Raw genomic sequence first — 25145 nt, forward strand, 5'->3', positions numbered from 1 at the left:
GACGGCCTGATAGCTTCTCCACCACAGCGACGCAAGGGCCGCACATCACCATGACCCTGAGAAATCAAGTCCTGATCTGGATTGCCTTCCTTGTTGTGCTGATCCTGCTGTTGTGGCTGTTCCGCGGGATCATGCTGCCATTTGTAGTTGGCGCGGCGCTGGCTTATCTGCTCAATCCGCTGGTCAATCAACTGCAGCGCTGGCATTTCAGCCGCGGCTGGGCCACGGCCGTCGTGCTGCTCAGCGTGATCACCATATTTGTCGGCCTGTTCTTCATGTTCGTGCCGCTGGTCGGCCAGCAGATCATTGGCCTGCTGCAGCGCCTGCCGGGCTATGTTTCGGATCTGCAGGGCCTGATTACCGAATGGTCGCCCTCGATCAATGAGTGGCTGGGGCCCGAGCGCGCTGCGCAGTTCCAGACCTCGATCAATGATCTGGCGCGCCAGGCGCTGGGCTTTATCGCGACGCTGCCCGCCGAGCTGGTCAATATCGGCTATACCGGCGCCGCCGTGATCGGCGTGACCATCCTGACCCCTGTGGTGGCGTTCTATCTGCTGCTGGAGTGGGAGGGCATGGTGCGTGGGCTTCAGGGACTGCTGCCACGGGACCACAAGCCAGAGATCAATGGCATTCTGAGCGATATCGACAAGTCGATGGCCGGGGTGATCCGCGGACAGGGCGGTGTGTTGCTGATTGACGCGGTCTATTATGCAACGGCGCTGAGCCTGATCGGCCTGAATTTCGGGTTGGCCGTGGGGCTGATCAGCGGCTTGCTAAGTTTTGTGCCGTTCATGGGATTTGCCTTTGGCTTCTCGCTGTCGATCGGCATCGCCCTGGTGCAGTTCTGGCCCAATTACTGGATGGTAGTGGCCGTTGCGGCCATTTTCATGGTCTGGCAGTTCATCGAGGGCAACATCCTTTATCCCAAGCTGGTTGGCTCGAGCATCAACATCAATCCGGTGTGGCTGATGTTTGCCTTGCTGGCCTTTGGCGCGCTATTTGGCTTTGTTGGCCTGTTGCTGGCGGTGCCGTTGGCGGCAATTGTGGGTGTGCTGGTGCGCTATGGCGTGAGCAAGTACAAAGCCAGCAGCCTTTATCTGGGGCATAATGGCGGGCTGATCGTGCCCGAGCACAATGGTGACACCAATGACACCACCAGTGCTCCCTGAAGGCGCCGGAACGACCCGTCAGCTGGCCCTGGAGCTCGACCACACCCCAGCGCAAGGCGAAGCTGACTTTCTGGTCGGTGAAGGCAATAGTCTGGCCCATAGCCGCATCATGGCATTTCCCGAATGGTCCGAGCCGGTAACGCTGCTGATGGGACCTGCCAAATCGGGAAAATCGCATCTGGCGCGTATCTTTGCCGACCGCAGCGGCGCACGCGTGGCAGGGGTGGATGACCTGCAGGCCTTGGCAACACAGGGCGGCCGCGATCCGCTTATCGTCGAGGATGTGGACCGGCTGGGTTATGACGAGGCGGGACTGTTTCACCTGCTCAACCAATCGCTGCGCGATGGGCGACCGATCCTGCTTACCGCACGTGAAGAGGTTGCGCAGTGGCCGCTGGCGACCGATGATGTGCGCTCGCGGGTCCGGCGGGCCACGGCATTCACGCTGGAGATGACGGACGACATCCAATTGTCACAGATGTTCGTGAAGTTGTTCGGGGATCGCCAGATCAAGGTCGATCCCAAGATAATCGGCTATTTGGTGGCGCGCATGGAGCGTTCCGCCGAAGAAGCCGTGCTTCTTGCCGATCTGATGGATAGGCTCGCCCTGGCAAAGGGCAGCGCCATTACCCGCAGTATCGCCGCCGATGCACTCGATCGCCGCAGCGCCGAAAATGGCGAGATGCGCGATGAACAGGACTGGGATATCGAAGCCGATGAATGACATGAGCGAGTTTTCCGACACTGACGGTTCAGCGCCTGACAGCGAGGCGCTGCGCACGAGCCCGGCGCGGTTCGTCAATCGCGAGGTCAGCTGGCTGCAGTTCAACATGCGGGTGCTCGAAGAGGCGGGCAATGTGCATCACCCGTTGCTGGAGCGGCTGCGCTTTGTGTCGATATCGGCCAACAATCTCGATGAATTCTACATGGTGCGTGTGGCGGGGCTGAAGGGCCAGCTGCGGGCAGGGCTGTCCAAGCAGAGCGCCGATGGGCTGACGCCCGGCGAGCAGCTGGAGGAAATTGCCACGCTGGCGCAGCATCTGCAGCTGGAACAGCAGGATCACTGGCAGGAGCTGCGCGAGGAACTGTTCGCGCAAAATGTGGTGATTCACGAGCAGGATGATCTGACGCCTGATCAGGTGAGCTATCTCGAAAAGCTGTTCCGCGAAGAGATATTTCCCGTCCTGACCCCGATTGCCGTCGATCCGGCGCATCCGTTCCCGTTCATCCCCAATCTGGGTCTGGCGCTGGCGTTTGAACTCAAGCGACCCGATAGCGATCAGCCTCTGACCGCGCTGGTGCGTATTCCAGGCAATCTGGATCGTTTCATCAACCTGCCGGGCAGCCTGGTATCGGAGGGGCGCAGCGAGGTCGTGACCATCGACACGCTGGTCAAGCTGTTCTTCCACAAGATGTTCCCCGGCCATACCGTGGCCGGTTCGGGCGCCTTCCGGGTGATCCGCGACAGCGAAATCGAAATCGACGACGAAGCGGCCGATCTGGTGGTGGAATTTGAGAGCGCGCTGCGGCAGCGGCGGCGCGGTCAGGTGATCCGCATGGAGATCGAAAGCTCGACGCCCCGGGCCCTGAAACGACAGATTGGCGAGCAGCTCGGCGTCAAAGAAGTCGACGTGTTTGAGGTGCAGGGTTTTCTGGGACTGGCCGATGCGAGCAAGGTCTGCGATGTCGACCGGCCTGATCTGAAGTTCACGCCCTATCACGCGCGCTTTCCCGAGCGGATCCGCGACTATAATGGCGACAGTTTCGCCGCCATTCGCGCCAAGGACATTCTGGTGCACCACCCGTTCGAAAGCTTCGACGTGGTGGCGCAGTTCCTGATGCAGGCGGCGCGTGACCCCGATGTGGTGGCGATCAAGCAGACGCTGTATCGCACCTCGGCGGACAGCCCGATCATCAAGGCGCTGGTGCTGGCGGCTGAAGCGGGCAAGTCGGTGACCTGTCTTGTTGAGCTCAAGGCGCGGTTTGATGAAGAGGCCAATATTCGCTGGGCGCGCGATCTGGAGCGGGCCGGGGCACAGGTGGTGTTCGGCTTTATCGAGCTCAAGACCCACGCCAAGCTGAGCCAGGTAGTGCGGCGCGAAAAGGGCAAGCTGGTCAGCTATTGCCATATCGGTACCGGCAATTATCACCCGATCACCGCCAAGATTTATACCGATCTGAGCTATTTCACGATCGATCCGGCGATCACGCGGGACGTGGCGCGGGTGTTCAATTTCATCACCGGTTATGCCCGGCCGACCGAGCTTGAGACCATTGCGGTGTCGCCGGTCAATCTGCGCCAGCAATTGCTCGACGATATCGATCACGAGATCGAGCTGGCCCGTGGCGGGCAGGCTGCCAGCATTCTGCTCAAGATGAACTCGCTGGTGGATCCGCAGATTATTGACGGGCTCTACAATGCCAGCCAGGCCGGGGTGAAGGTGGATCTGATCGTGCGCGGCATCTGCTGCCTGCGGCCGGGTATTCCGGGGTTCTCGGATAATATCCGGGTCAAATCGGTCGTGGGCCGGTTCCTTGAACACAGCCGCATCTATTGCTTTGGCAATGGTGAGCCGATGCCCAATCCGCGCGCCAAGGTCTATATTTCCTCAGCCGATCTGATGGGCCGCAATCTCGATGGTCGGGTCGAGGTGATGGTGCCGATTCTCAACAACACCGTGCATAAGCAAATCCTCGATCGAATTCTGGTTGCCTATCTGCGCGACAACCAGCAGAGCTGGGAAGTGCTGCCCGATGGCAGTTCGCATCGCGTGCGTGTGGGTGAGGGCGAAGAGCCGTTCAATGCGCATGACTACTTCATGACCAATCCTTCGCTGTCCGGACGCGGCAGTGCCGGCATGGTCGAGGCAGATGAGGACTAGGCTTGAACAAGTTCTGGGGCGTTGATGCCGACCCGACAGCACAAGGCCGGATCAAGGGCGCCAAGCCCGTGGCGGTGCTCGATATCGGCTCCAACTCAGTTCGTCTGGTCGTTTATGAGCGTCATGCGCGCGCGCTGACGCCGCTTTACAACGAAAAATCCGCCTGCGCCCTGGGGCGCGGGGTTGGTCAGACGGGCCGACTGGCCGATGCCAATATGGCGCAGGCGCTGAACGCGATTAAGCGGTTTGCGCTGGTCAGCCGGATGATGCGGGTGGGCAAGGTGTTCATCCTGGCCACATCAGCGGTGCGTGATGCGGCCAACCGCGAAGAGTTTGTCAGCACGGTCGAAGCGCTGATGGAAAGCGAAGTGCAGGTGCTCAGCGGCGAGCAGGAGGCCCATTACGCGGCGCTTGGCGCGGTAGCGGGCATTTCCAATTTTGCCGGTACGGTTGGTGATCTGGGCGGGGGGAGCCTTGAGCTCTCCAACATCCTCAACGGCAATGATACCGATGGGCAGTCGTTCGAGCTGGGCGTGATCCGCCTGCAGGACGACAGCAATGGCTCGCCCAGCAAGGCGGCAAGCATTGTGCGGGAGCGGCTCAAGGATTCGGTGCTGTCCAAGGCCAGCAAGGGGACCTCTTTTGCGGCCATTGGTGGCACCTGGCGTGCGCTGGCCAAGTTGCATCAGATCGTGCGCAAATATCCGCTGCACATGGTGCAGCACTATGTGGTTTCGGCCGAGGAAATGCTGGAATTCTGCGGCGAGATTGTCGGCGCCAGCTCGCTCAAGGGCTATGAGGGGGCCGATCAGGTCAGCTCGTCGCGGCGCGAACTGGTGCCGTTCGGTGCCGCCGTGCTGGCCGAAGTGCTCAAGGCCGGCCAGTTCAAGGATGTGGTGTTTTCAGCGCTGGGTGTGCGTGAGGGCTATCTCTACGGCATGCTGGACAAGCGCGAGCAGGCGATTGATCCCCTGATCCAGGGGGCCGAGGAGCTTTCGGTACTGCGCTCGCGCTCGCCGGCCCATGCCAATGACCTGATCGAGTTCACCGGCCAGTTTCTGGCCGTGACCGGTGTGCAGGAAAGCAGCGAGGAAGCGCGGTTGCGCACCGTGGCGTGCCTGCTGGCTGATATTGGCTGGCGCGCGCATCCCGATTATCGCGGCTCGCAGAGTATTGATGCTGTGGCCTATGGCTCGCTGAGCGGTGTGGATCATCCCGGTCGGGCGTTCCTAGCCCAGATCATCGCCATTCGCTATGACGGCCCCAAGAGCAAGGCCGCGGCATCGCTGGTAAAGCTGGGCAGTGCCGAGCTGACGCAGCGGGCGCGGGTTATCGGAACGTTGTTCCGGGTTGCCTATCCGATGACGGCGGCCATGCCGGGCGTGTTGCCGCGCATCCGGTTCGAGCTGGATGATGATGCACTTTGGCTGGTGCTGCCGAGCGATCTCGCCTTTCTGGACGGCGAGCATCTGCAGAACCGGCTTGAAACCTTCGCCGGTGTGGCGGGCTTCAAGACAGCCAGGATCGTGGTGCGCTAGGGCCTATTCGGCGGCAGCGGACTGCTTGGGTTCTTTGACTTCGATCTCGACAATACCCTTGCGGGTTGCCACCAGACCGATGCGGCCATGCTTGATGGCCAGCGCCTTTTCACCAAACAGTTTGCGGCGCCAGCCTTTGAGGGCGGGCACGTCGGCCTCGTCATCGAGCACCAGTGCGTCAATTTCGTCTGAGGTGGCAATGATGCGGGCGGCGACGCCATTCTGCTCGGCGACGGCCTTGAGCAGAACGCGCACCAGATCACCGACAGCGCCCTTGGGCGAGGGGCCGCGATAGCGCTCGGGCATGCTGGGCAGCTCGGACTTGGGAATGTCCTCGACCTGCTTGAGCAGGGCCATAATGTCGCCAGCGGCCGAACTGCGGCCAAAACCGCGCGGCACCATGCGCAGGCGCTCAAAAGCATCGGGGGTGAGTGGGCGCTGCATGGCCAGTTCGAACAGCACATCGTCCTTGAGCACGCGGCTGCGCGGCTGATCGGTATCCTGTGCGCGCTGCTCGCGCCAGGCAGCCAGCTTTTTCAGCGCTGCCAGATCGCGGGGGCGGTTGATCTTCATCTTGAGGCGCACCCAGGCCTGTTCAGGCTGGACGACATAGGTGTCGATGCTGCGCAGGACGCCCATTTCATCTTCCACCCAGTCGCCGCGCCGTGTGGCTGCTACCTGCTTGCGCAGTTCGCGATAGATGTCGCGCAGATGGGTGACGTCGGCGATGGCATATAGGCGCTGCTTTTCCGAGAGCGGACGGGCCGACCAATCGGTGAAGCGGCTGGATTTGTCGAGTTCGACACTGGTGATGGAGCGCACCAGATTGTCATAGGAGACACTGTCGCCAAATCCGCAGACGCTGGCCGCCACCTGGGTGTCGAAGATATTGGCAGGGACCTGACCCGTGGCCTTGACGAAAATCTCGACATCCTGCCGGGCGGCATGGAAAACCTTGGTCACATCGGGATTGGCCAGCAAATCATAAAACGGGCTGAGATCGAAATCCGGCGCGAGTGGATCAATCAGTACGGCCTCGTCATCGGTCGCGACCTGGATGAGACAGAGTTTTGGCCAGTAAGTGGTTTCCCGGAGGAACTCTGTATCTACCGTCACAAAATCGAACTTGGCAGCGCGCTCGCAAAAATCGGCGAGCACATCTGTTGATACTATGAGGTCCATACGAGCGTCCGTCTCAAATTCGTCACCAATGGTAGTAGCAGGTGCGACAGATGCACTCCATACCGGATTTGTTAAGTGGTTGACGCCACTTGGGTGGATGGGAGGCCAATCGCGCCGTCAGGACCCGTTCAACTTGACAATTGGGGGCTCCCATGCGCTTTTCCGCCCCAAGATTCCGGCCTTTTTGCAGAGCTTTTTCACATGACTTCACATCGCTACCGCTCGCACACCTGCGGGGCCCTGACTGCCAAGGATGCGGGCGAGACCGTCCGTTTGAGCGGCTGGGTCCATCGTATCCGCGACCATGGCGGATTGCTGTTCATCGACTTGCGCGACCATTACGGTCTCACCCAGTGCGTCATCGACCCCGATTCGCCGGCCTTTGCGGCTGCCGAGCAGGTGCGTTCGGAATGGGTCATCCGCATTGATGGCGAGGTCAAGCTGCGCGCCGATGCTGCAGTGAACCCGAACCTGCCCACGGGCACGATCGAGATCTTCATCCGCGAGATCGAAGTGCTCTCGGCTGCCAAGGAACTCCCGCTGCCGGTGTTTGGCGAGCAGGAATATCCTGAAGATGTGCGGCTGACCTATCGTTTCGTGGATCTGCGCCGCGAAAAGCTGCATGCCAATATCGTCAAGCGCACCAAGATCATCAGCGCCATGCGCAACCGCATGGGTGAAGCCGGGTTTGGCGAGTATTCGACGCCAATCCTGACGGCCTCATCGCCCGAAGGCGCCCGTGACTTCCTGGTGCCAAGCCGCATCCATCCGGGCAAGTTCTTCGCGCTGCCGCAGGCACCCCAGCAATACAAGCAGTTGCTGATGGTGGCGGGCTTTGACCGCTACTTCCAGATTGCGCCGTGCTTCCGTGATGAAGACCCGCGCGCTGACCGCCTGCCAGGCGAGTTCTATCAGCTCGACATGGAAATGAGCTTCGTCACCCAGGAAGACGTCTGGGATACCATGACGCCGATCATGACCGGCATCTTTGAAGAGTTTGCCAATGGCAAGCGCGTCACCAAGGACTGGCCGCGCATTCCCTATGATACCGCGATCCGCAAGTATGGTTCGGATAAGCCCGATCTGCGCAACCCGATCGAAATGCAGGCTGTTACCGAGCACTTCGCCGGTTCAGGCTTCAAGGTGTTCGCCGGTCAGATCGAAGCCGACGACAAGGTCGAAGTCTGGGCCATTCCGGCCAAAAACAAGGCTGGCAATGAGCCGATTGGCCGTGCGTTCTGCGATCGCATGAATGCCTGGGCCCAGGGCGAAGGTCAGCCTGGCCTTGGCTATATCTTCTTCAAGGACGGGCAGGGCAGTGGTCCGATCGCCAAGAATATCGGCGAAGAGCGCACCGCAGCCCTCAAGGCCGAGCTTGAGCTTGATGACGGCGATGCGGTGTTCTTCGTATGCGGTCGTCCTGCCAAGTTTTACAAGTTTGCTGGCGACGCGCGCACCAAGGTCGGCACCGATCTCGATGTGATCGATACCGAACAGTTTGCGCTGTGCTGGATCGTGGACTTCCCATTCTACGAGTGGGACGAAGAGAACAAGCGCGTCGACTTCGCGCATAACCCGTTCTCGATGCCTCAGGGCGGCATTGACGCGCTGAACAACCAGGACCCGTTGACAATCAAGGCCTATCAGTATGATGCGGTCTGCAATGGCTACGAGATCGCCTCAGGGTCGATCCGTAACCAGCTGCCAGACACCATGGTCAAGGCGTTCGAGCTGACCGGCAAGAGCCGGGCCGAGGTCGAAGAGCAGTTTGGCGGACTTTATCGGGCATTCCAGTATGGCGCACCGCCGCATGGTGGCGCGGCCTTTGGTGTGGACCGTGTGGTGATGCTGCTGTGTGGCGTGCAGAACCTGCGTGAGATCACGGCGTTCCCGATGAACCAGCAGGCCGAAGACCTGCTGATGGGCGCGCCAAGCGCGGCGCCAGCGTCTCAACTGCGCGAGCTGAGCATCCGGCTGAACGTGCAAGACAAGAAGTAGCGCTGGAGCCTATTGCTAGTCTGGGCGGTCGCTGTTCGCAGCGGCCGCCTTTTTGTTGGGTGCTGCAACAGAAGGTTTCCGGGAATTAACCAGCGTTAATGATCCGTTAAATGCTGGCGGTTACCGATGAGGGGTCACTTAGCCGGCTCGGATTCGCCAATTGAAATCTCGATACTCCCATATCCTGATGCTGCTGGGCGCCATTTTGGCGTTCCTGCCCATTGTGGCAGTGGATTATCTGCTGGACGCTTATGTGCGCGTTCGCGAAAGAGATAATGCGTTTCAATATGTTGGGACGATAACCTCACAAATTGCTGTCGGATCGCACGACGCCATCGCCTCGCTGCGGACAATTTTGGCGGACAGCCCTTCGCTGTGCACCCCGACGTTTGTTGCCAATGTGCAGGTGGCGATCGAAAACAGTCTCAATATGAAGCAGGTTTTGGTCGAGAATGCCGACGGCGTGCAGTATTGCGACGCGTTCGGGCGCAATGTTTCGTTCTCGCCGCTCTCCAAGGCGCTGCCGGTCCCGGGCCGTACCGAGACCATTACGCTGGTCCAGTTCGGTGAAATGGACATGCCGGCGCTCAAGATCACCCAGTCGTTTGGTGAGTTGCGGCGGGTATCGGCGTTTGTGCCGCTCTTGGGCCAGACCAAGGGTTCGCTGTCCGAGGGGATTGATGCAGGCGGGATGCTGCGGGTCTCGCTGACCGATGGCACCTCAATCATGACGATTGGCGATCCGACCGGGTTTGACCGGCGGACCGAGTCGACCGAGTTCATCTTTGCCCAAGGCTTTGCCGGGGAGATGCCGCTCAAGGTGGAATATGCCATGCCGTTCGCCATGGCGCGCGCGGGCTATGCTGATCTCGATGTCAGCTTCACCATCGTGGCCTGCCTGATGAGCGCGGCATTCCTGATTCTGGCGCTGAATTATGTTCGACGCTCGCGGGTGCCAGCATTTGATTTGGAGCGCGCCATCGCGCGCGGTGAGATCAAGCCGTACTACCAGCCGGTGATCAATCTGCGAACCGGGGGGCTGGTTGGCTGCGAGGTGCTGTGTCGCTGGGAGAAGAAGAACGGCGAGATTGTGCCGCCCGGTGCCTTTATCGATTATGCCGAGGTAACGGGTCTGGCTATTCCCATGACGCTGTCGCTGATGCAGCAGGTCAAGTATGACCTGAGTGATCTGTGCACGCTGATGCCGGACATGAAGGTGGCGATCAATCTGTTTGAAGGCCACTTCCGTGACGACAGCATTGTTGCGGACGTGCAGGGAATTTTCGGCAATTCGCCGGTCAATTTCCGCCAGCTGGTGTTTGAAATCACCGAGCGCCATCCGCTGGCCAATTCAGGTGTCGCTAATAGCGTGATCGCCGGTCTGCACGCGATGGGCTGCAAGCTGGCCATGGATGACGCGGGCACGGGCCATTCCAATCTGGCCTATCTGGGCACGCTGGGTATCGACGTGATCAAGATCGACCGGATCTTTGTCGATATGATCAAGCCCGGCACCACGCAGGTGCCCGTACTCGACGGTCTGATTGCCATGGCCAAGGATCTTGATTGCGAGATCGTGGCTGAAGGCGTGGAAACCGAAGCGCAGGCGCTATACCTGCGGGCGCGCGGCGTGGTGCAGGCCCAGGGCTTCATTTTTGCTCCGGCGCTGAAAAATTCGGCGTTCAAGGAACTGGCCATGGCGCTGCATGCCAACATGGCCGAAACCACCCAGATTGAAGCGGTTGTCGCCAGCGCGGCGTAAAGCTGCGACCATAGTTGCAGGCATTGGCGGACTTAGCCCCTTTTCTTCGATGGCAATTGGTGGCACCAACACGGTCATGTACCGGTGCATTGGCTTGTCTTAAGTGAATGCTGAAGAGGAGATCTTAGGTGTCCACTGACGTCAACGAACAGCGGAAAGCCCTGCGCGATGCGGCGCTGCACTTCCATGAATTCCCCAAGCCCGGCAAGCTCGAGATCCAGCCAACCAAGCCGCTAGGCAACCAGCGCGATCTGGCGCTGGCCTATTCGCCCGGCGTGGCAGCGCCATGCGAAGAGATCGCTGCCAATCCCGATGCCGTGGCGCGCTATACCTCGCGACAGAATCTGGTGGCGGTGATTTCCAACGGTACGGCTGTTCTGGGACTGGGCAATATCGGTGCGCTGGCTTCCAAGCCAGTGATGGAAGGCAAGGCGGTTCTGTTCAAGAAGTTCGCCGGCATTGACGTGTTCGACCTGGAAATCGACGAGACCGATCCGCAGAAATTCATCGACGCCGTGGCGCCGCTCTGGCCGACCTTTGGCGGCATCAACCTTGAAGACATCCGCGCGCCCGATTGCTTTGAAATCGAAGAGACGCTGCGCGAGCGGATGCCGATCCCGGTGTTCCATGATGACCAGCACGGTACCGCGATCATCGTGGGTGCTGCTGTGCTCAACGGGCTGGAGCTCAAGGGCAAGAAGATTGAGGACGTCAAAATCTGCGCGTCCGGGGCAGGGGCTGCTGCCATTGCCTGCCTCAACGTGCTGGTGGCGCTCGGCGCCAAGTACGAAAACATCTGGGTCGCCGACAAGGACGGCCTGGTGACGCACAAGCGCAATGACATCAATGACAAGTGGCGTGGACAGTTTCGTCGGGTCAGCGAGGCAACCAGCCTGGCCGAGGTGATCGAAGGCGCCGACGTGTTCCTGGGGCTGTCGGCCGCGGGTGCGCTCAAGCCCGAAATGCTGGCCAAGATGGCGCCCAAGCCACTGGTGCTGGCGCTGGCCAATCCGAACCCCGAGATCCTGCCAGATCTGGCCAAGGCCACACGGCCTGATGCCATGGTCTGCACGGGGCGGTCTGACTTCCCCAATCAGGTCAATAACGTGCTGTGCTTCCCCTTCATTTTCCGTGGGGCGCTCGATGTGGCTGCGACCACGATCAATGAGGAAATGAAGCTGGCGGCCGTACGGGCGATCGCCAAGCTGGCGCGCGAGCCCGGCCTGGAAGTATCTCCGTCGGGGGCGCCGGCGGTTTATGGCCCCGATCACATCATTCCCAATCCATTCGATCAGCGCCTGATTCTGCGCATTGCGCCGGCCGTGGCGCGGGCTGCGATGGAAACGGGTGTGGCCAAGAACCCGATTACGGACTGGCCCGCCTATATGGATAGCCTGAACCGGTTCGTGTTCCGGTCGGGCTTGGTCATGAAGCCGATCATTGATCGCAGCCATGGCCAGAACAAGCGTATCGCCTTTGCTGATGGCGAGGACGAGCGCGTGCTGCGGGCTACCCAGGTACTGCTCGAAGAGCGCATTGCCCGACCGATCCTGATCGGTCGTCCCTCGGTGATCGAGGCGCGTATCGAGCGGTTTGGTCTGGGCCTGAAGCCCGGTCAGGACTTTGAGGTGATCAACCCCGAGGACGATCCCCGCTATCGCGACTATGTCAGCCTGTTCCACTCGCTGGTGGGTCGGGACGGGGTGACGCCGGATACGGCGCGACAGGTGGTCCGCACCAATCCGACAGTGATCGGCGCGCTGGCCGTACGGCGCGGCGAGGCCGATGGGCTGATCTGCGGGCTGCAGGGCCGGTTCATTCGCCATGTCCGTGACATCCGCTCGGTGATCGGTCTGCAGGACGGCGTCAGTGATGTTTCGGCGCTATCAATGTTGATCATGCCGCGTGGCGCGTTCTTCCTGGCAGACACCTACGTCAATATTGATCCGTCACCTGATGAGATCGTGGGGGTGGCCTTGCAGGCGCGCAATCACCTCAAGCGCTTCAACATCGAAGCCAAGGTGGCGTTGCTGAGCTATTCGAACTTTGGTTCGCGTGATGGCGACAGCGCCTACAAAATGCGTGAGGTCTACAAGAAGCTCAAGGTGATCGCGCCCGAGATGATTGTGGAAGGCGAGATGCAGGGCGATCTGGCGCTGAACCAGGATCTGCGCGAGCGCTATGTGCCGGATTCGGTGCTGGGCGGCGAAGCCAATCTGTTGATCTTCCCCAATCTGGACGCTGCCAATCTGTCGATGACGCTGCTCAAGGAAATGAACAATGCATTGTCGGTCGGGCCGATCCTGATGGGGCCGAAATCGCCGGCGCATATTCTGGCGCCCTCGACCACCAGCCGCGGCATCGTCAACATGGCCGCCATTGCCGCGACCGAAGCGATGGGGTCTGACGCGTGATCCGGCACACGGTGGCGTTCACGCTCAAGCACGCCCCGGGATCGGCCGAGGAGGCCGCGTTTCTGGGTGACGCCAAGACCATTCTGGCGGCTATTCCCGGCGTGCAGGATTTCGAGCAGTTGCGTCAGATCAGCCCGAAGACCGATTTCGCCTTTGGTTTTGCAATGCGGTTTGCTGATGAGGCGGCCTATAACGCCTATAATGACCACCCCGATCACACTGCTTTCGTGCGCGATCGCTGGCTGGTTGAAGTCGAGCGTTTCATGGAACTCGACTACCTGTCGCTCTAACCTTCAAACGGGGAGGGATTTTCCCGACTTCTATTGCAGCGCTATTTTTGGTGTTTTGTCCGGGGAAGCACGTGATGCGTGTTTACAGGCAAACAATATCAAGAGGTGCGTTGTGTTGGGAAAAGTGTATGAGAGCCTTGTGGGTCGCGGGACCAATGCCGGTGCGGGCGTTGCCTGGCTGCGGGAGCGGCCATTTCTGGTGATCATGGTGCTGGCAGCCCTGTGCTGGCTGTTCGTAGCCGCCGTACTGGTGGGCGTATTCCCGTCGGGTCTGTAACGATTTGACTGCGCCGACAGCGTGCTGCAACGCATTTGTCGGTTCGCAACGGGGCGTTAAGCCCTTGTCGGGCAAAGTGCGAGCGTTCAATTCTGGTTCGCCCCTTATGTCCACCACTCGCCTCAAACGCCCTGCCATCTGGCGCCCACTTGCTTTGACCGTCGCGCTGCTGGGGTTTCAGGGTTATCTGGGCTTCTCGGCCATTGGCGGGCAGTTCGGTATTGAGAACCGCGCCGAGATCCTGCTCGATATCGATCAGCTCAAGGCGAAGTCCTCGGCGCTGCAGGCCGAAATCGATGATTACCGCCACCGCGCCACGCTGATGGACCCGCGGCGCCTTGATCCCGACATCGTCACAGAACGGGCACGTTCCCTGCTCAATATGGCGAATGTAGACGATATTATCGTCATGGTTGATCCGCGCAGCGGTAAACCCATTTCCAGTAAATTCCAAGAATTAGCCACAGACGAGTTAACCGCTATAATCGAAGCGGATTCAACGCTTTAGGCTTTTCTGTGGGTGATGCGAGAGCATTGCTTTTTCCCGCTCGCTTGCGTTAGGGTGCGCATCTGTGGCCAAACTGGCCGAAGCGGCAATTTCATTTCCGATGCGGAGCGTTCTCTATGGCGCGTAAAGCTGTGGCTACCAAAGCCAAGACGCAATCCAATGTCCCCCAGTTCACGCCAGAGCAGGAGCTCGAAGCGTATCGCGAGATGCTGCTGATCCGGCGTTTTGAAGAGAAGGCCGGCCAGATGTATGGCATGGGCCTGATCGGTGGGTTCTGTCACCTCTATATCGGCCAGGAAGCTGTGGTCACCGGTATCACCATGGCCTCCGAAAAGGGCAAGGATGCCCAGATCACCGGCTATCGTGACCACGGACACATGCTGGTCATGGGGCTGGACCCCAAGGGTGTGATGGCCGAGCTGACCGGTCGCCAGGGCGGACTGTCGCGCGGCAAGGGCGGTTCGATGCACATGTTCTCCAATGAACATCGCTTTTATGGCGGCAACGGCATTGTGGGTGCACAAGTTTCGCTGGGCACCGGGCTGGCCTTTGCGGCCAAGTACCGTGGCGACAATTCGGTGTCGCTGGCCTATTTCGGCGACGGCGCGGCCAATCAGGGCCAGGTCTATGAGAGCTTCAACATGGCCAAGCTGTGGAAGCTGCCGGTCGTGTTCATCATCGAAAACAACAAATATGCCATGGGCACATCGATCGAGCGCGCTGCGGCGACGACCGATTTTTCCATGCGCGGCGCGTCGTTCGATATTCCGGGCGAGCAGGTGGACGGCATGGATGTGCGCATGGTGCATGATGCCGCCCAGCGCGCCATCGAATATGCCCGGTCGGGCAAGGGTCCGTACATTCTCGAGATGCTGACCTATCGGTATCGTGGTCACTCAATGTCCGATCCCGCGAAATATCGCACCAAGGACGAAGTGACCAAGTACCGGCAGGAACGCGATCCCATCGAGCAGGTGAAGGCTCGCCTGCTCGAATCGGGTGCGCAGACCGAAGAATCGCTCAAGGCGATCGAGGTCGAGATCCGGGCCATTGTGACCGAGGCTGCCGAGTTCGCGACCAATGATGCCGAGCCCGATCCCGCGGAACTGTGGACTGATATCACTATCAGCGCCTAAGGGACCAAAAGATGAGCGTGCTGCTTGGTGTCATTGCAGTCTTTGCCATTCTGTCACTATTGGTGGCGGTCTGGCAGGCCGTGATGATGGTGCAGCAGGCGCCCGTGGGTGAGCGTTTGGGTTCATTCATGGTGCTGGGGTGGTGGAAGTTCGCTGCCGTGCAGGCCAAGGCTGGTCCGGCTGCGGCAAGCAATGTCGAGATCTACAAGCGTGCCGCCATCGCCTTTCTTGTTTTCATCGTGCTGGGAGTGATGCTCAGCGGATGGGCGGTCAATCGGGGTTCGGGAGCGCAGGCTTCCATCACGTCCCGGCTGATCAACGATCCGCGGATCATTCCCGCCGAATTCGCCTTCAATACTGACCTTCGCCGTGTGGCCATGCCCGGCGTTCCTCTTTCGGAGAGTTGATATGCCTCAAATCCTGATGCCCGCGCTGTCGCCCACGATGGAAGAGGGAAAACTCTCCAAATGGCTGGTCAAGGTCGGCGATACCGTCGCGCCCGGCGATGTGCTGGCTGAGATCGAGACCGATAAGGCGACCATGGAAGTCGAGTCGGTCGATAGCGGCGTCGTCAAGGAATTGATGATCGAGGAAGGCACTGAAGGCGTAAAGGTCAATACACCGATCGCTCTGGTGCTCGGTGAAGGCGAAGAGGCCGGGGAAGCAACGCCCAAGGTCGCTGAACAGACAGCTTCAGCCGATCCCAAGGCCGAGAGCGCCGCCAGCGAACAGGCCAGCGTGCCCGCTGAAGCCAAGGCGCCGGCTGCGGCCGAAGCCCCCAAGTTCGTAGCCCAGGATGATCCCGATTTGCCCGAAGGCGTCGAGATGGTCGAGATGACCGTGCGCCAGGCGCTGAACGAGGCGATGGCCGAAGAGCTGCGCCGCGACAAGGACGTGTTCGTGATGGGTGAGGAGGTTGCTGAATATCAGGGCGCCTACAAGATCACCCAGAACCTGCTGCAGGAATTCGGTCCTGAGCGCGTTATCGACACGCCTATTACCGAGCACGGCTTTGCCGGTCTGGCTGTTGGTGCCGCGTTTGCCGGTCTTAAGCCAATCGTTGAATTCATGACCTGGAACTTTGCCATGCAGGCAATCGACCAGATCATCAACTCGGCTGCCAAGCAGCTTTACATGTCGGGCGGCCAGGTGACCGCGCCCATGGTGTTCCGTGGTCCCAATGGTGTGGCATCGCGCGTTGGCGCCCAGCATAGCCAGGACTATTCGAGCTGGTATGCGCATGTGCCCGGTCTGACAGTGATCGCGCCCTATAGCGCGGCTGATGCCAAGGGTCTGCTCAAAGCTGCCATTCGCTCACCCAATCCGGTGATCTTCCTCGAAAACGAGATCTTGTACGGGTCAACCGGACTGGTGCCCAAGGTCGACGATTTCGTGTTGCCAATTGGTAAGGCACGCATTGCCCGCAAGGGTGCCGATGTGACCATTGTGTCGTTCTCCATGGGTATGCGTTATGCGACCCAGGCCACCGAGAAGCTGGTGGCGGCGGGTGTCGATGTCGAATTGATCGACCTGCGCACGCTGCGGCCGCTGGACAGTGATACGGTCATCGAGTCGGTCAAGAAGACCGGCCGTCTGGTGACGGTTGAAGAGGGCTGGCCACAGGGTGGCATCGGCGCCGAGCTGTCTGCGCGGGTGATGGAACAGGCGTTTGACTATCTGGATGCGCCCGTGATGCGCGTGACCGGCAAGGATGTGCCGATGCCCTATGCTGCCAACCTCGAAAAACTGGCGCTGCCCAATGTCGATGAAGTTATCGCGGCGGTGAACGCCGTCACCTACCGTTCGTAAGGAGATTTGGGATGCCGATTGATATCACCATGCCGGCGCTCTCTCCCACGATGGAAGAGGGCAAGCTTGCCAAGTGGCACGTCAAGGAGGGCGACAGCGTCTCCTCGGGTGACGTGATCGCCGAAATTGAGACCGACAAGGCCACCATGGAAGTCGAGGCCGTCGATGAGGGCAAGATCGGCAAGATCATGGTTGCCGAAGGCACTGACAATGTGAAGGTCAATGCCGTGATTGCCGTGCTGTTGCAGGAAGGCGAAAGCGCCGACGACATGGCTGCTGCGCCCAAGGCCGAGGCTCCCAAGGCTGAAACGCCGAAAGCTGAAGCCCCCAAGGCGGCAGAACCTGCCAAGGATGCCGGCACGATCATGCGGGCCGATGCGGCTACCCAGACCGCGCCCACGGCCAAGGCCGACCCTGCGCCGGCGCCCGCCAAGCCGGCTGGTGGCAAGGTGTTCGCCTCGCCGCTGGCGCGCCGTCTGGCCAAGGAAGCGGGGATTGATGTTGCCGCCATTTCCGGCACCGGTCCCAAAGGTCGCGTGGTCAAAACGGACGTGGAAGCGGCTAAGTCGGGCAAGACCCCGCTCAAGGCTGCCGCGTCCGCTGCTGGCGCTTCGGTTGGTGCGGCTGCACCTGCCGGTGGCATGAGCAAGGAACAGGTTATCGCGCTCTATGAAGAGGGCAGCTACGAACTGGTGCCCAATGATGGCATGCGCAAGGTCGTTGCTGCGCGCCTGACCGAATCCAAGCAGACCGTGCCGCACTTCTATCTGACGCTGGATTGCCGGATTGACGCGCTGCTCGACGCGCGGGCGCAGATCAATGCACAGGCGCCCAAGAGCAAGGAAGGCAAGCCTGCCTACAAGCTCTCGGTCAATGACTTCGTGATGAAGGCGTGGGCCGTCGCGCTGCAACGCGTACCGCTGGCCAATGCGACCTGGGCCGGCGACAGCATTTTGTATCACAAGCGCAGCGACGTTGCGGTTGCTGTGGCGGTGCCCGGTGGGCTGTTTACGCCCGTGGTCAAGAGCTGCGATACGCTCAGCCTGCGCGAGATTTCCGACAAGGTGAAAGACCTTGCAACGCGCGCCAAGTCCAAGAAGCTGGCGCCGCATGAATATCAGGGCGGGGCTTCCTCGGTGTCCAATCTGGGCATGTTCGGGATCACCAATTTTGCGGCAGTGATCAATCCGCCCCATGGCACGATCCTGGCCGTGGGCGTTGGCGAAGAACGCGTTTTCCCCGACAAGGGTGAGATCAAGATCGGCAACTTCATGACGGTGACGCTGAGCTGCGATCACCGCGCGGTTGACGGGGCTCTGGGCGCTGAACTGCTCGGCGTGTTCAAGGGGCTGATCGAAAACCCCGTCATGATGCTGGCCTAGGGGCAGGGACATGAAAACCATTCTGGCCTATGGCGACAGCCTGACTTTCGGTGCCAATCCGACTGGTGGTCCGCGGCACGCTTTTGCGGATCGCTGGCCCAGCGCGCTTGAAGCTGGCCTTGCCGGCAAGGCGCGGGTGATCGCCGAAGGCCTTGGTGGTCGCACGACGGCGTCGGATGACTGGTACGCCAATGCGGACCGCAATGGCGCCCGCATTCTGCCCACGCTGCTGGAAAGCCACAGTCCGCTGGACCTGGTGATCATCATGCTGGGGACCAATGACCTCAAGCCCGCCATTTGCGGCTCGGCGCTGGAAGCCTCGTTCGGCATGCGCCGGCTGGTGCATGTTGTGCGCGGTCACTACGCGGGCAAGGGCGAAACGGCCCCCAAGATCATGCTGGTGGCGCCACCGCTGGTTTGCGAGAGCGAGAACGCCGACATGATGGGTCACTTCGGTGGCTATACGCACGGGCTCGAACAATCGAGCCAGTTTGCGGCCCATTATGCGCGGCGGGCCGAAGAGCTTGATACCGGCTTTTTTGACGCTTCGACGGTGGCCGTTGCCGATCCTGAAGACGGCGTTCATCTGGACGCAAAGAATACGCGGGCGATTGGCGAGGTCCTGGTGCCTGTCGTTACATCCATGTTGGGTCTCTGACCCGCTTCATCGACTATTCTGGAGGCCCAAATGGCTGACCAATACGACCTTCTCGTTATCGGCGCCGGTCCCGGCGGTTATGTTGCCGCGATCCGTGGCGCGCAGCTGGGCATGAAGGTGGGCATTATCGAGCGCGAGCATATGGCTGGCATCTGCTCGAACTGGGGCTGTATCCCGACCAAGGCGCTGCTGCGCTCTGCCGAAGTCTATGGCCATATGAGCCATGCCAAGGATTACGGGCTGACCGCCGAGAAATTCGGCTTCGATATTGACGGTGTGGTCAAGCGTTCGCGCGCCATTGCGGCGCAGATGAACAATGGCGTGCAGTTCCTGATGAAGAAGAACAAGATCGACATCATCTGGGGCGAGGCCGAAATCACCAAGCCTGGTGAGGTCAAAGTCGCGCCGACCAAGAAGAAGATCGTCGAGCCGCAGGGCCCTGTGCCCAAGAATGCGCTGGGCGAAGGCACCTACAAGGCCAAGAACATCATTATCGCAACCGGTGCGCGGCCCCGCGTGCTGCCCGGTATCGAGCCTGATGGCGACAAGATCTGGACCTATTTCGAAGCCATGAAGCCCGCCGCGATGCCCAAATCGCTGGTGGTGATGGGTTCGGGCGCCATTGGCGTGGAGTTTGCCTCGTTCTACCGCTCGATGGGCGCCGAGGTGACCATCATTGAATTGCTGCCGCAGATCATGCCGGTCGAAGACGCCGAAATTTCTGCCCTGGCCCGCAAGCGGCTGGAAAAGCGCGGCATCAAGATCATGACCGAGGCCAAGGTTGCCAAGGTTGAAAAGACCAAGGATGGCGTGATTGCCCATGTCGAGCTGAAATCAGGCGAGAAGCAGCAAATTGCTGGCGACAAGCTGATCTCGGCGATTGGCGTGATGTGCAATATCGAGGGCATCGGCCTGGAGAAGGTCGGGGTCAAAACCGAGCGCGGCGCCATTGTCATCGACGGCTACGGCAAGACCAATGTCGATGGCATCTGGGCGATTGGCGATGTGGCGGGCCCACCCATGCTGGCGCACAAGGCCGAGCATGAGGCCGTGATTACAGTCGAAAAGATCGCCGGCATGAAGGTGCACGGGCTCAACAAGCTGCTGGTGCCCGGTTGCACCTATTGCGAGCCGCAGGTGGCCAGCGTCGGTCTGACCGAAGCCAAGGCCAAGGAAGCCGGTCGTGAGATCAAGGTTGGCCGCTTCCCGTTCATCGGCAATGGCAAGGCGATTGCGCTGGGCGAGCCTGACGGGCTGGTCAAGACGATCTTTGATGCCAAGACCGGCGAATTGCTGGGTGCCCACATGATCGGTGCCGAAGTGACCGAGTTGATCCAGGGCTTTGTGGTGGCGATGAACCTCGAGACCACCGAGGAAGAACTGATGCACACCATCTTCCCGCATCCCACGCTGAGCGAGACGATGAAGGAAAGTGTGCTGGATGCTTATGGTCGCGCGCTGAACATGTAGCGCCCGACGTTTTCCACTGCCTATCCACAGGTTTTCAGAAAGTTATCCACATGGTCAAAGCGATACAAATCGGTCTGGGACATTGGGGATTCAGCTGGACCAAGGACGTTATCCCCAATGTTCCCACTGTTGAGATGGTGGGGTATGTGGATTCCAATCCTGACGCCACCAAGCGGGTACAGGACGAACTGGGGATCGACGCCAAGAGCTGCTTTTTGAGCCTGGACGATGCGGTCGCGGCGGTTGATGCGGATCTGGCGATCTGCACGCTGCGGACCGAAGCGCACTATCCGGTGGTCAAGCAGGCCCTGGAACTGGGGCTCAATGTGCTCGTGGAGAAGCCGTTCGCCTCGACCATCGCCCAGGCAAAGGAACTGGTGGCATTGGCCAAAGCCAAGGGCCGGGTGCTGATGGTCAGCCAGAACTATCGCTTCCAGTCTGCACCCATCGCCGTGGCCGAGCTGATCGGGGCGCAGAAGTTCGGGCCGGTCAATCTGGTGTCGATCGACTTCAGGCGCCATGCGCCCAGCCAGGGCTATCGCTACTGGGATATGCCTGATCCGCTGCTGGCGGACATGTCGATCCATCACTTCGATCTGATGCGCATGGTGCTCGGTGACGAGCCCAAGCGCGTATCGTGCCGCACCTGGAACCCGCCAGCCAGCCCGTTCGGGCATCATCCGATCGGGGTGGCGACGCTGGAGTTCGAAAAGGGGACGATCGTTTCCTATCGCGGTTCGTGGATGAGCAGCGGGCCGGTGACGCCGTGGTCGGGGGAGTGGACCATGGATTGCTCTGATGGCGAGATCATCTGGAGCTCGCGCGATCATTTCATGGGCAAGGCGGGGCCGGACCGGCTGGCGCTGCGCGAACGGGATGGTGATGCGGTGCCCGTGGCACTGGCCGATGTTGCGCTGGCAGACCGCATGGGGACGCTGGGAGCGATCGCCAAGACCATCGAGACGGGTGCTGCGCCGGCGCGGTTCAGCTCGGGCGAAGACAATCTGCATTCGCTGGCGCTGGTGCAGGCGACCATCCAGTCGGCCGCACGTGGCGGCGAATGGATTGAAATCGCCGATGTCATGGCCTCGGCGTAGCGCAGGTAAACATCTGGGAAGCCTTGAAGCAGGGCAGGCGAGACGCAATATCTCACCGACAACTTCAGGGGGACTGAATATGGCACTACCGGAACGACAAACCACAGGCGGCGGCTTTACAATGGGTCAGAACAATAATCGATCGGCGCTGATGTTTATCGGCATCGGCCTGCTGGCAGGGTTTCTGGCCAGTCTGATCGTTGGTGGCGGCGGGCTGATCACCTATCTGGTGAGCGGTGTGGTCGGTTCCTTCGTGGGGGGATATCTGTTCAACGCGCTGCGGATCAATCTTGGTATCCGCAACGAACTGCTGCGGCAGATCGTGACCTCAACGGTCGGCGCCATCATAGTCGTGCTGCTGGCACGGCTGATTGCTTAGAAGTCAGGACATCCCTTGGTCACACTGATCGACAATTCCGCGCTCAAGCCACGCCACCCCGAAAAGGCCAACAGGCCTGACAGCGTGGTGCTGCGCAAGCCGGACTGGATCCGCGTCAAGGCGCCGGGTTCGCCGGTTTACAAGGAGACCCAGCAGATCGTGCGTGAGCACGGGCTGGTGACGGTGTGCGAGGAGGCCGGCTGCCCCAATATTGGCGAGTGCTGGAGCAAGAAGCACGCGACCATGATGATCATGGGCGAAATCTGTACGCGCGCCTGCGCCTTCTGCAATGTACGTACCGGCATGCCCGGTCCGCTCGATGCCAGTGAGCCGGAAAAGGTCGCCAGTGCGGTCGAAAAGCTTGGGCTTGAGCATGTGGTGATCACCTCGGTGGACCGGGATGATCTGGCCGATGGCGGGGCGCAGCACTTTGCCGACGTGATCCTGGCGATCCGGGCCCGTAATCCCAAGACCACTATTGAAATCCTGACACCGGACTTCCTGCGCAAGGATGGCGCGCTCGAAGTGGTGGTGGCGGCCAAGCCAGACGTGTTCAACCACAATCTGGAAACCGTTCCGTCGAAATATCTCAAGGTGCGCCCCGGTGCGCGCTATTTCCACTCAATCCGTCTGCTGCAGCGGGTCAAGGAACTCGACCCCACCATGTTCACCAAATCGGGCATCATGGTCGGGCTTGGCGAGGAGCGGAATGAAGTGCTGCAATTGATGGATGACTTGCGCTCTGCAGAGGTGGATTTCCTGACCATCGGCCAGTATCTGCAGCCGACCAAAAAGCATACGCCGCTGATCCGCTTTGTGACGCCGGACGAGTTCAAGTCCTATGCGACGGTGGCGACGGCCAAGGGGTTCTCGCTTGTTTCATCGAGCCCGCTGACCCGCTCTTCGCATCATGCCGGTGAAGACTTTGCCGCGCTCAAGGCGGCCCGGATGGCAAAGCTGGGTCACTGATGAAACGCTTCTTCGAGCGGCATGTGCCGCATCTGCCGCAGCGCATGTTTCAGATCGTGTCAGATCTGCCGGACTATCCGCGCTTCATCCCCAACTGCAAGGCGATGGACGTGCGGCCAGATCCGGCAGCGGGATCGCCCAATGTGCAACTGGCCAAGATGACGTTGAATTTCGGACCTATCACCCAGGCCTATACCAGCCGGGTGACCAGCGATCCCGAGGCACTGACCATTTCGGCCAAGGCCGTCGATGGCCCGTTTGCCTATCTCGATAGTGTCTGGCGCTTTGAGGCCGAGGGCATGGGCACGCGGGTGCGCTTCGAAATCGACTTCAAGATATCCAATCCCTTCGTGGCAGCCGTGGCCGAGCCGGCCTTTGCGGCCAAGCAGGAAGAGATCATGCAGGCGTTCTGCGACGAGGCAGACCGGCGCTTCGGGAACTAGCCCAGAGCGCGGCTGGGCCCGTTCAGTCCTGCGTGCCGGTGAGAACCTCGACCACCAGATCAAGTGCGGCATTGACGCTGGCCTGGCGAATTTCGGCGCGTCCGAGATCGCCAAAACGGTGTTCGATGACCACGGTGGCCAGTTCGGACGAGACCGCCACATAGACCAGACCGACCGGCTTCTTTTCGGAGCCACCATCGGGGCCGGCAATGCCGGTGACCGCGACGGCGAAATCGGCGTGGGCCGTGTTGCGGGCACCGTCGGCCATGGCGCGGGCGACCTGGTTACTGACAGCGCCATAGTCACGGATCAGGCGGGCCTGCACATGGATCATGCGGGCCTTGGCGTCATTGGCGTAGGTAATGTATCCGCCAAAGAACGCCTTTGAGGCGCCGGGCACATCGGTGAGCGCGGCGGCGACAAGGCCGCCAGTGCAGCTTTCGGCCGTCACAATGGACTTTTTGGCGGCCGTGAGCAGTTCGATGACCTGCTGTGCAGGGTCAGTGGGTGTTGCGGCTGTTTTGGTTGTCATCAGTCAACCCTCGGCACTTCAATGCTTGCGCTTGCCATAGCCACGATACCTTCCTCCCGCCCGGTGAACCCGAGCTTCTCGCTTGTCGTTGCCTTGACCGCGATCCGCGATGACGCGATCCCAAGTGTTTCGGCAATGACAGTGCGCATTGCCGGCACGTGTGGCGCGATCTTGGGTCCTTCGCAGACAATTGTCACGTCGAGATTGACGATGCGGCCGCTGGCCTTGGCGACCAGTTCGCCAGCGTGCTTAAGGAACAAGGTGGAGGCTGCGCCTTTCCACTGCATATCGGAGGGTGGAAAGTGCACGCCGATATCGCCAGCGCCGATGGCGCCATAAATGGCGTCCGTCAAGGCATGCAGGGCGACGTCTGAATCGGAGTGACCGTTAAGCTTGAACTTGTAGGGAATGCGGACGCCGCCGAGCCAGACATGGTCGCCGGGTTCAAATGAGTGCACGTCAAAGCCGGTGCCGATGCGGGTTTCCATAGCGAGGTCTCCAGTCAGAATACGTTCGGCGTGGGCGAAGTCGTCGGGGTGGGTAATCTTGATATTGCTGCGCTCGCCGGCGACCATGGCGACACGCAGCCCGGCCCATTCGGCAATCTCGGCATCGTCGGTAAACTGGCGCGGCACGGTGGCGGCGCGCATATGGGCCGAAAAGATCTGGCCGAAACGGAAGCCCTGCGGGGTCTGCGCGGCAAAGAGCTGGTTGCGGTCTTCGGTCGTGCTGACCTGAGTGCCATCAAGCGAGCGCTTTATGGTGTCGGTGACGGGCAAGGTGGGCAGGGCACCCTCGGACTGGCTGAGCGCGCCAATGACATCACCAATCAGCCTTGCGCTGGCAAAGGGGCGTGCAGCGTCCTGAATCAGCACCAGATCAGGCCGGGCTGGCGCCAAGGCCTTGAGCCCGGCCAGTACCGAGGCCTGTCGCGATGCCCCGCCGACTACGGGAGGCAATAAACGGTCATCCTTGAGGCCGAGCGCGGCATAGCGGTCACCATGATCGGGATGGATGATGGTGACGATCTGGGTGACTTCCGGCACCGCGAGAAAGGCCGCAATGGTGCGGGTCAGGACCGGCTTGCCGCCAATGGTGCGATATTGTTTGGGATCGGGGATGCCGGTCGCTGCGGCGCGTTCGCCCTTGCCGGCAGCCACGATGATAACGGCAATTGTTTTTGGACGCATGGCGGGCAGAAACTCGGACAAGAAGCAGTCACATTAAGGTGGTCTAGCGTCGGTGGTCCT

At 60.5% G+C, this 25145-nt stretch carries 23 protein-coding genes; 20 read left to right on the forward strand and 3 right to left on the reverse strand.

Annotated features, from left to right (window positions below):
- The first annotated feature begins 50 nt into the window (after positions 1 to 50).
- Genes KD146_RS06765 through KD146_RS06780 form a run of 4 tightly spaced genes read left to right on the forward strand, consistent with a single transcriptional unit; the run spans position 51 to position 5589 of the window.
- Positions 51 to 1169 carry an AI-2E family transporter gene (locus tag KD146_RS06765; RefSeq protein ID WP_212657949.1) on the forward strand — a complete coding sequence of 373 codons (1119 nt, stop codon included), beginning with the start codon at positions 51 to 53 and terminating at the stop codon, positions 1167 to 1169.
- Entirely contained in the window at positions 1147 to 1893 is a 747-nt protein-coding gene (locus tag KD146_RS06770; RefSeq protein ID WP_212657950.1) for a P-loop NTPase family protein, read from the forward strand. Before KD146_RS06765 ends, KD146_RS06770 begins: the two co-directional genes overlap by 23 nt.
- On the forward strand, positions 1886 to 4051 hold the full coding sequence (locus KD146_RS06775; protein ID WP_212657951.1) for an RNA degradosome polyphosphate kinase: 2166 nt from the start codon (positions 1886 to 1888) through the stop codon (positions 4049 to 4051). Before KD146_RS06770 ends, KD146_RS06775 begins: the two co-directional genes overlap by 8 nt.
- Before the next feature lie 2 nt (positions 4052 to 4053).
- Complete coding sequence (locus KD146_RS06780) at positions 4054 to 5589, forward strand: Ppx/GppA phosphatase family protein (protein WP_212657952.1); 1536 nt, start codon at positions 4054 to 4056, stop codon at positions 5587 to 5589.
- A 3-nt stretch (positions 5590 to 5592) separates the two neighbouring features.
- Here the strand turns inward: KD146_RS06780 and rnd are convergent, their stop codons facing one another.
- Positions 5593 to 6771: a ribonuclease D gene (gene rnd, locus KD146_RS06785; protein ID WP_212657953.1), complete on the reverse strand. Its 1179-nt coding sequence runs from the start codon at positions 6769 to 6771 to the stop codon at positions 5593 to 5595.
- Positions 6772 to 6972: 201 nt separating this feature from the next.
- Here rnd and aspS point away from each other — a divergent pair, with 201 nt between their 5' ends.
- The 16 genes from aspS (at position 6973) to KD146_RS06865 (ending at position 23363) form a co-directional block, all read left to right on the forward strand.
- Positions 6973 to 8769 (forward strand): aspartate--tRNA ligase, encoded by a 1797-nt coding sequence (gene aspS / locus KD146_RS06790; RefSeq protein ID WP_212657954.1) that lies wholly within the window; start codon positions 6973 to 6975, stop codon positions 8767 to 8769.
- Between the two features lie 160 nt (positions 8770 to 8929).
- Positions 8930 to 10531 carry an EAL domain-containing protein gene (locus KD146_RS06795; RefSeq protein ID WP_212657955.1) on the forward strand — a complete coding sequence of 534 codons (1602 nt, stop codon included), beginning with the start codon at positions 8930 to 8932 and terminating at the stop codon, positions 10529 to 10531.
- A 128-nt stretch (positions 10532 to 10659) separates the two neighbouring features.
- Positions 10660 to 12945, forward strand: a complete 2286-nt coding sequence (locus tag KD146_RS06800; protein ID WP_212657956.1) for an NADP-dependent malic enzyme — start codon at positions 10660 to 10662, stop codon at positions 12943 to 12945.
- On the forward strand, positions 12942 to 13235 hold the full coding sequence (locus tag KD146_RS06805) for a Dabb family protein (RefSeq protein ID WP_212657957.1): 294 nt from the start codon (positions 12942 to 12944) through the stop codon (positions 13233 to 13235). The genes KD146_RS06800 and KD146_RS06805 overlap by 4 nt, the downstream gene beginning before the upstream one ends.
- Before the next feature lie 112 nt (positions 13236 to 13347).
- Positions 13348 to 13512: a hypothetical protein gene (locus KD146_RS06810; RefSeq protein WP_212657958.1), complete on the forward strand. Its 165-nt coding sequence runs from the start codon at positions 13348 to 13350 to the stop codon at positions 13510 to 13512.
- A 106-nt stretch (positions 13513 to 13618) separates the two neighbouring features.
- Positions 13619 to 14020, forward strand: coding sequence for an FtsB family cell division protein (locus tag KD146_RS06815; RefSeq protein ID WP_212657959.1), 402 nt, complete (start codon positions 13619 to 13621; stop codon positions 14018 to 14020).
- Between the two features lie 116 nt (positions 14021 to 14136).
- Positions 14137 to 15156, forward strand: coding sequence for a pyruvate dehydrogenase (acetyl-transferring) E1 component subunit alpha (gene pdhA, locus KD146_RS06820; RefSeq protein ID WP_212657960.1), 1020 nt, complete (start codon positions 14137 to 14139; stop codon positions 15154 to 15156).
- Between the two features lie 11 nt (positions 15157 to 15167).
- Positions 15168 to 15563, forward strand: a complete 396-nt coding sequence (locus tag KD146_RS06825) for a hypothetical protein (protein ID WP_212657961.1) — start codon at positions 15168 to 15170, stop codon at positions 15561 to 15563.
- A 1-nt stretch (position 15564) separates the two neighbouring features.
- Positions 15565 to 16965: a pyruvate dehydrogenase complex E1 component subunit beta gene (locus tag KD146_RS06830; RefSeq protein WP_212657962.1), complete on the forward strand. Its 1401-nt coding sequence runs from the start codon at positions 15565 to 15567 to the stop codon at positions 16963 to 16965.
- Between the two features lie 11 nt (positions 16966 to 16976).
- Positions 16977 to 18347 (forward strand): pyruvate dehydrogenase complex dihydrolipoamide acetyltransferase, encoded by a 1371-nt coding sequence (locus KD146_RS06835; RefSeq protein WP_212657963.1) that lies wholly within the window; start codon positions 16977 to 16979, stop codon positions 18345 to 18347.
- A 10-nt stretch (positions 18348 to 18357) separates the two neighbouring features.
- The gene (locus KD146_RS06840; protein ID WP_212657964.1) at positions 18358 to 19005 is read left to right on the forward strand and encodes an SGNH/GDSL hydrolase family protein; all 648 of its coding nucleotides are present in this window, start codon (positions 18358 to 18360) and stop codon (positions 19003 to 19005) included.
- A 30-nt stretch (positions 19006 to 19035) separates the two neighbouring features.
- The gene (gene lpdA / locus KD146_RS06845) at positions 19036 to 20475 is read left to right on the forward strand and encodes a dihydrolipoyl dehydrogenase (protein ID WP_212657965.1); all 1440 of its coding nucleotides are present in this window, start codon (positions 19036 to 19038) and stop codon (positions 20473 to 20475) included.
- 50 nt (positions 20476 to 20525) lie between these two features.
- Entirely contained in the window at positions 20526 to 21572 is a 1047-nt protein-coding gene (locus KD146_RS06850; protein WP_212657966.1) for a Gfo/Idh/MocA family protein, read from the forward strand.
- 121 nt (positions 21573 to 21693) lie between these two features.
- Complete coding sequence (locus KD146_RS06855) at positions 21694 to 21951, forward strand: GlsB/YeaQ/YmgE family stress response membrane protein (protein WP_212659135.1); 258 nt, start codon at positions 21694 to 21696, stop codon at positions 21949 to 21951.
- Positions 21952 to 21966: 15 nt separating this feature from the next.
- Complete coding sequence (lipA, locus tag KD146_RS06860; protein WP_212657967.1) at positions 21967 to 22920, forward strand: lipoyl synthase; 954 nt, start codon at positions 21967 to 21969, stop codon at positions 22918 to 22920.
- On the forward strand, positions 22920 to 23363 hold the full coding sequence (locus tag KD146_RS06865; RefSeq protein ID WP_212657968.1) for a type II toxin-antitoxin system RatA family toxin: 444 nt from the start codon (positions 22920 to 22922) through the stop codon (positions 23361 to 23363). The genes lipA and KD146_RS06865 overlap by 1 nt, the downstream gene beginning before the upstream one ends.
- 22 nt (positions 23364 to 23385) lie before the next feature.
- Here KD146_RS06865 and KD146_RS06870 read toward each other — a convergent pair whose 3' ends face one another.
- Both KD146_RS06870 and KD146_RS06875 read right to left on the reverse strand, forming a co-directional pair.
- Positions 23386 to 23895: a CinA family protein gene (locus KD146_RS06870; protein ID WP_212657969.1), complete on the reverse strand. Its 510-nt coding sequence runs from the start codon at positions 23893 to 23895 to the stop codon at positions 23386 to 23388.
- Positions 23895 to 25106 carry a bifunctional 2-C-methyl-D-erythritol 4-phosphate cytidylyltransferase/2-C-methyl-D-erythritol 2,4-cyclodiphosphate synthase gene (locus KD146_RS06875; RefSeq protein ID WP_345790757.1) on the reverse strand — a complete coding sequence of 404 codons (1212 nt, stop codon included), beginning with the start codon at positions 25104 to 25106 and terminating at the stop codon, positions 23895 to 23897. The genes KD146_RS06870 and KD146_RS06875 overlap by 1 nt, the downstream gene beginning before the upstream one ends.
- Positions 25107 to 25145: the final 39 nt, after the last annotated feature.

Source organism: Devosia litorisediminis, assembly GCF_018334155.1.
In the GTDB taxonomy this organism is placed as follows: domain Bacteria; phylum Pseudomonadota; class Alphaproteobacteria; order Rhizobiales; family Devosiaceae; genus Devosia; species Devosia litorisediminis.

What these genes read in the sequence shown, in the direction of transcription:
- KD146_RS06765 (WP_212657949.1), top strand. Translation starts at nt 51, where the DNA reads ATGACCCTGAGAAATCAAGTCCTGATCTGGATTGCCTTCCTTGTTGTG.
- KD146_RS06770 (WP_212657950.1), top strand. Translation starts at nt 1,147, where the DNA reads ATGACACCACCAGTGCTCCCTGAAGGCGCCGGAACGACCCGTCAGCTG.
- KD146_RS06775 (WP_212657951.1), top strand. Translation starts at nt 1,886, where the DNA reads ATGAATGACATGAGCGAGTTTTCCGACACTGACGGTTCAGCGCCTGAC.
- rnd (WP_212657953.1), bottom strand. Translation starts at nt 6,771, where the DNA reads ATGGACCTCATAGTATCAACAGATGTGCTCGCCGATTTTTGCGAGCGC.
- aspS (WP_212657954.1), top strand. Translation starts at nt 6,973, where the DNA reads ATGACTTCACATCGCTACCGCTCGCACACCTGCGGGGCCCTGACTGCC.
- KD146_RS06815 (WP_212657959.1), top strand. Translation starts at nt 13,619, where the DNA reads ATGTCCACCACTCGCCTCAAACGCCCTGCCATCTGGCGCCCACTTGCT.
- pdhA (WP_212657960.1), top strand. Translation starts at nt 14,137, where the DNA reads ATGGCGCGTAAAGCTGTGGCTACCAAAGCCAAGACGCAATCCAATGTC.
- KD146_RS06825 (WP_212657961.1), top strand. Translation starts at nt 15,168, where the DNA reads ATGAGCGTGCTGCTTGGTGTCATTGCAGTCTTTGCCATTCTGTCACTA.
- KD146_RS06830 (WP_212657962.1), top strand. Translation starts at nt 15,565, where the DNA reads ATGCCTCAAATCCTGATGCCCGCGCTGTCGCCCACGATGGAAGAGGGA.
- KD146_RS06835 (WP_212657963.1), top strand. Translation starts at nt 16,977, where the DNA reads ATGCCGATTGATATCACCATGCCGGCGCTCTCTCCCACGATGGAAGAG.
- KD146_RS06840 (WP_212657964.1), top strand. Translation starts at nt 18,358, where the DNA reads ATGAAAACCATTCTGGCCTATGGCGACAGCCTGACTTTCGGTGCCAAT.
- lpdA (WP_212657965.1), top strand. Translation starts at nt 19,036, where the DNA reads ATGGCTGACCAATACGACCTTCTCGTTATCGGCGCCGGTCCCGGCGGT.
- KD146_RS06850 (WP_212657966.1), top strand. Translation starts at nt 20,526, where the DNA reads ATGGTCAAAGCGATACAAATCGGTCTGGGACATTGGGGATTCAGCTGG.
- KD146_RS06855 (WP_212659135.1), top strand. Translation starts at nt 21,694, where the DNA reads ATGGGTCAGAACAATAATCGATCGGCGCTGATGTTTATCGGCATCGGC.
- KD146_RS06865 (WP_212657968.1), top strand. Translation starts at nt 22,920, where the DNA reads ATGAAACGCTTCTTCGAGCGGCATGTGCCGCATCTGCCGCAGCGCATG.
- KD146_RS06870 (WP_212657969.1), bottom strand. Translation starts at nt 23,895, where the DNA reads ATGACAACCAAAACAGCCGCAACACCCACTGACCCTGCACAGCAGGTC.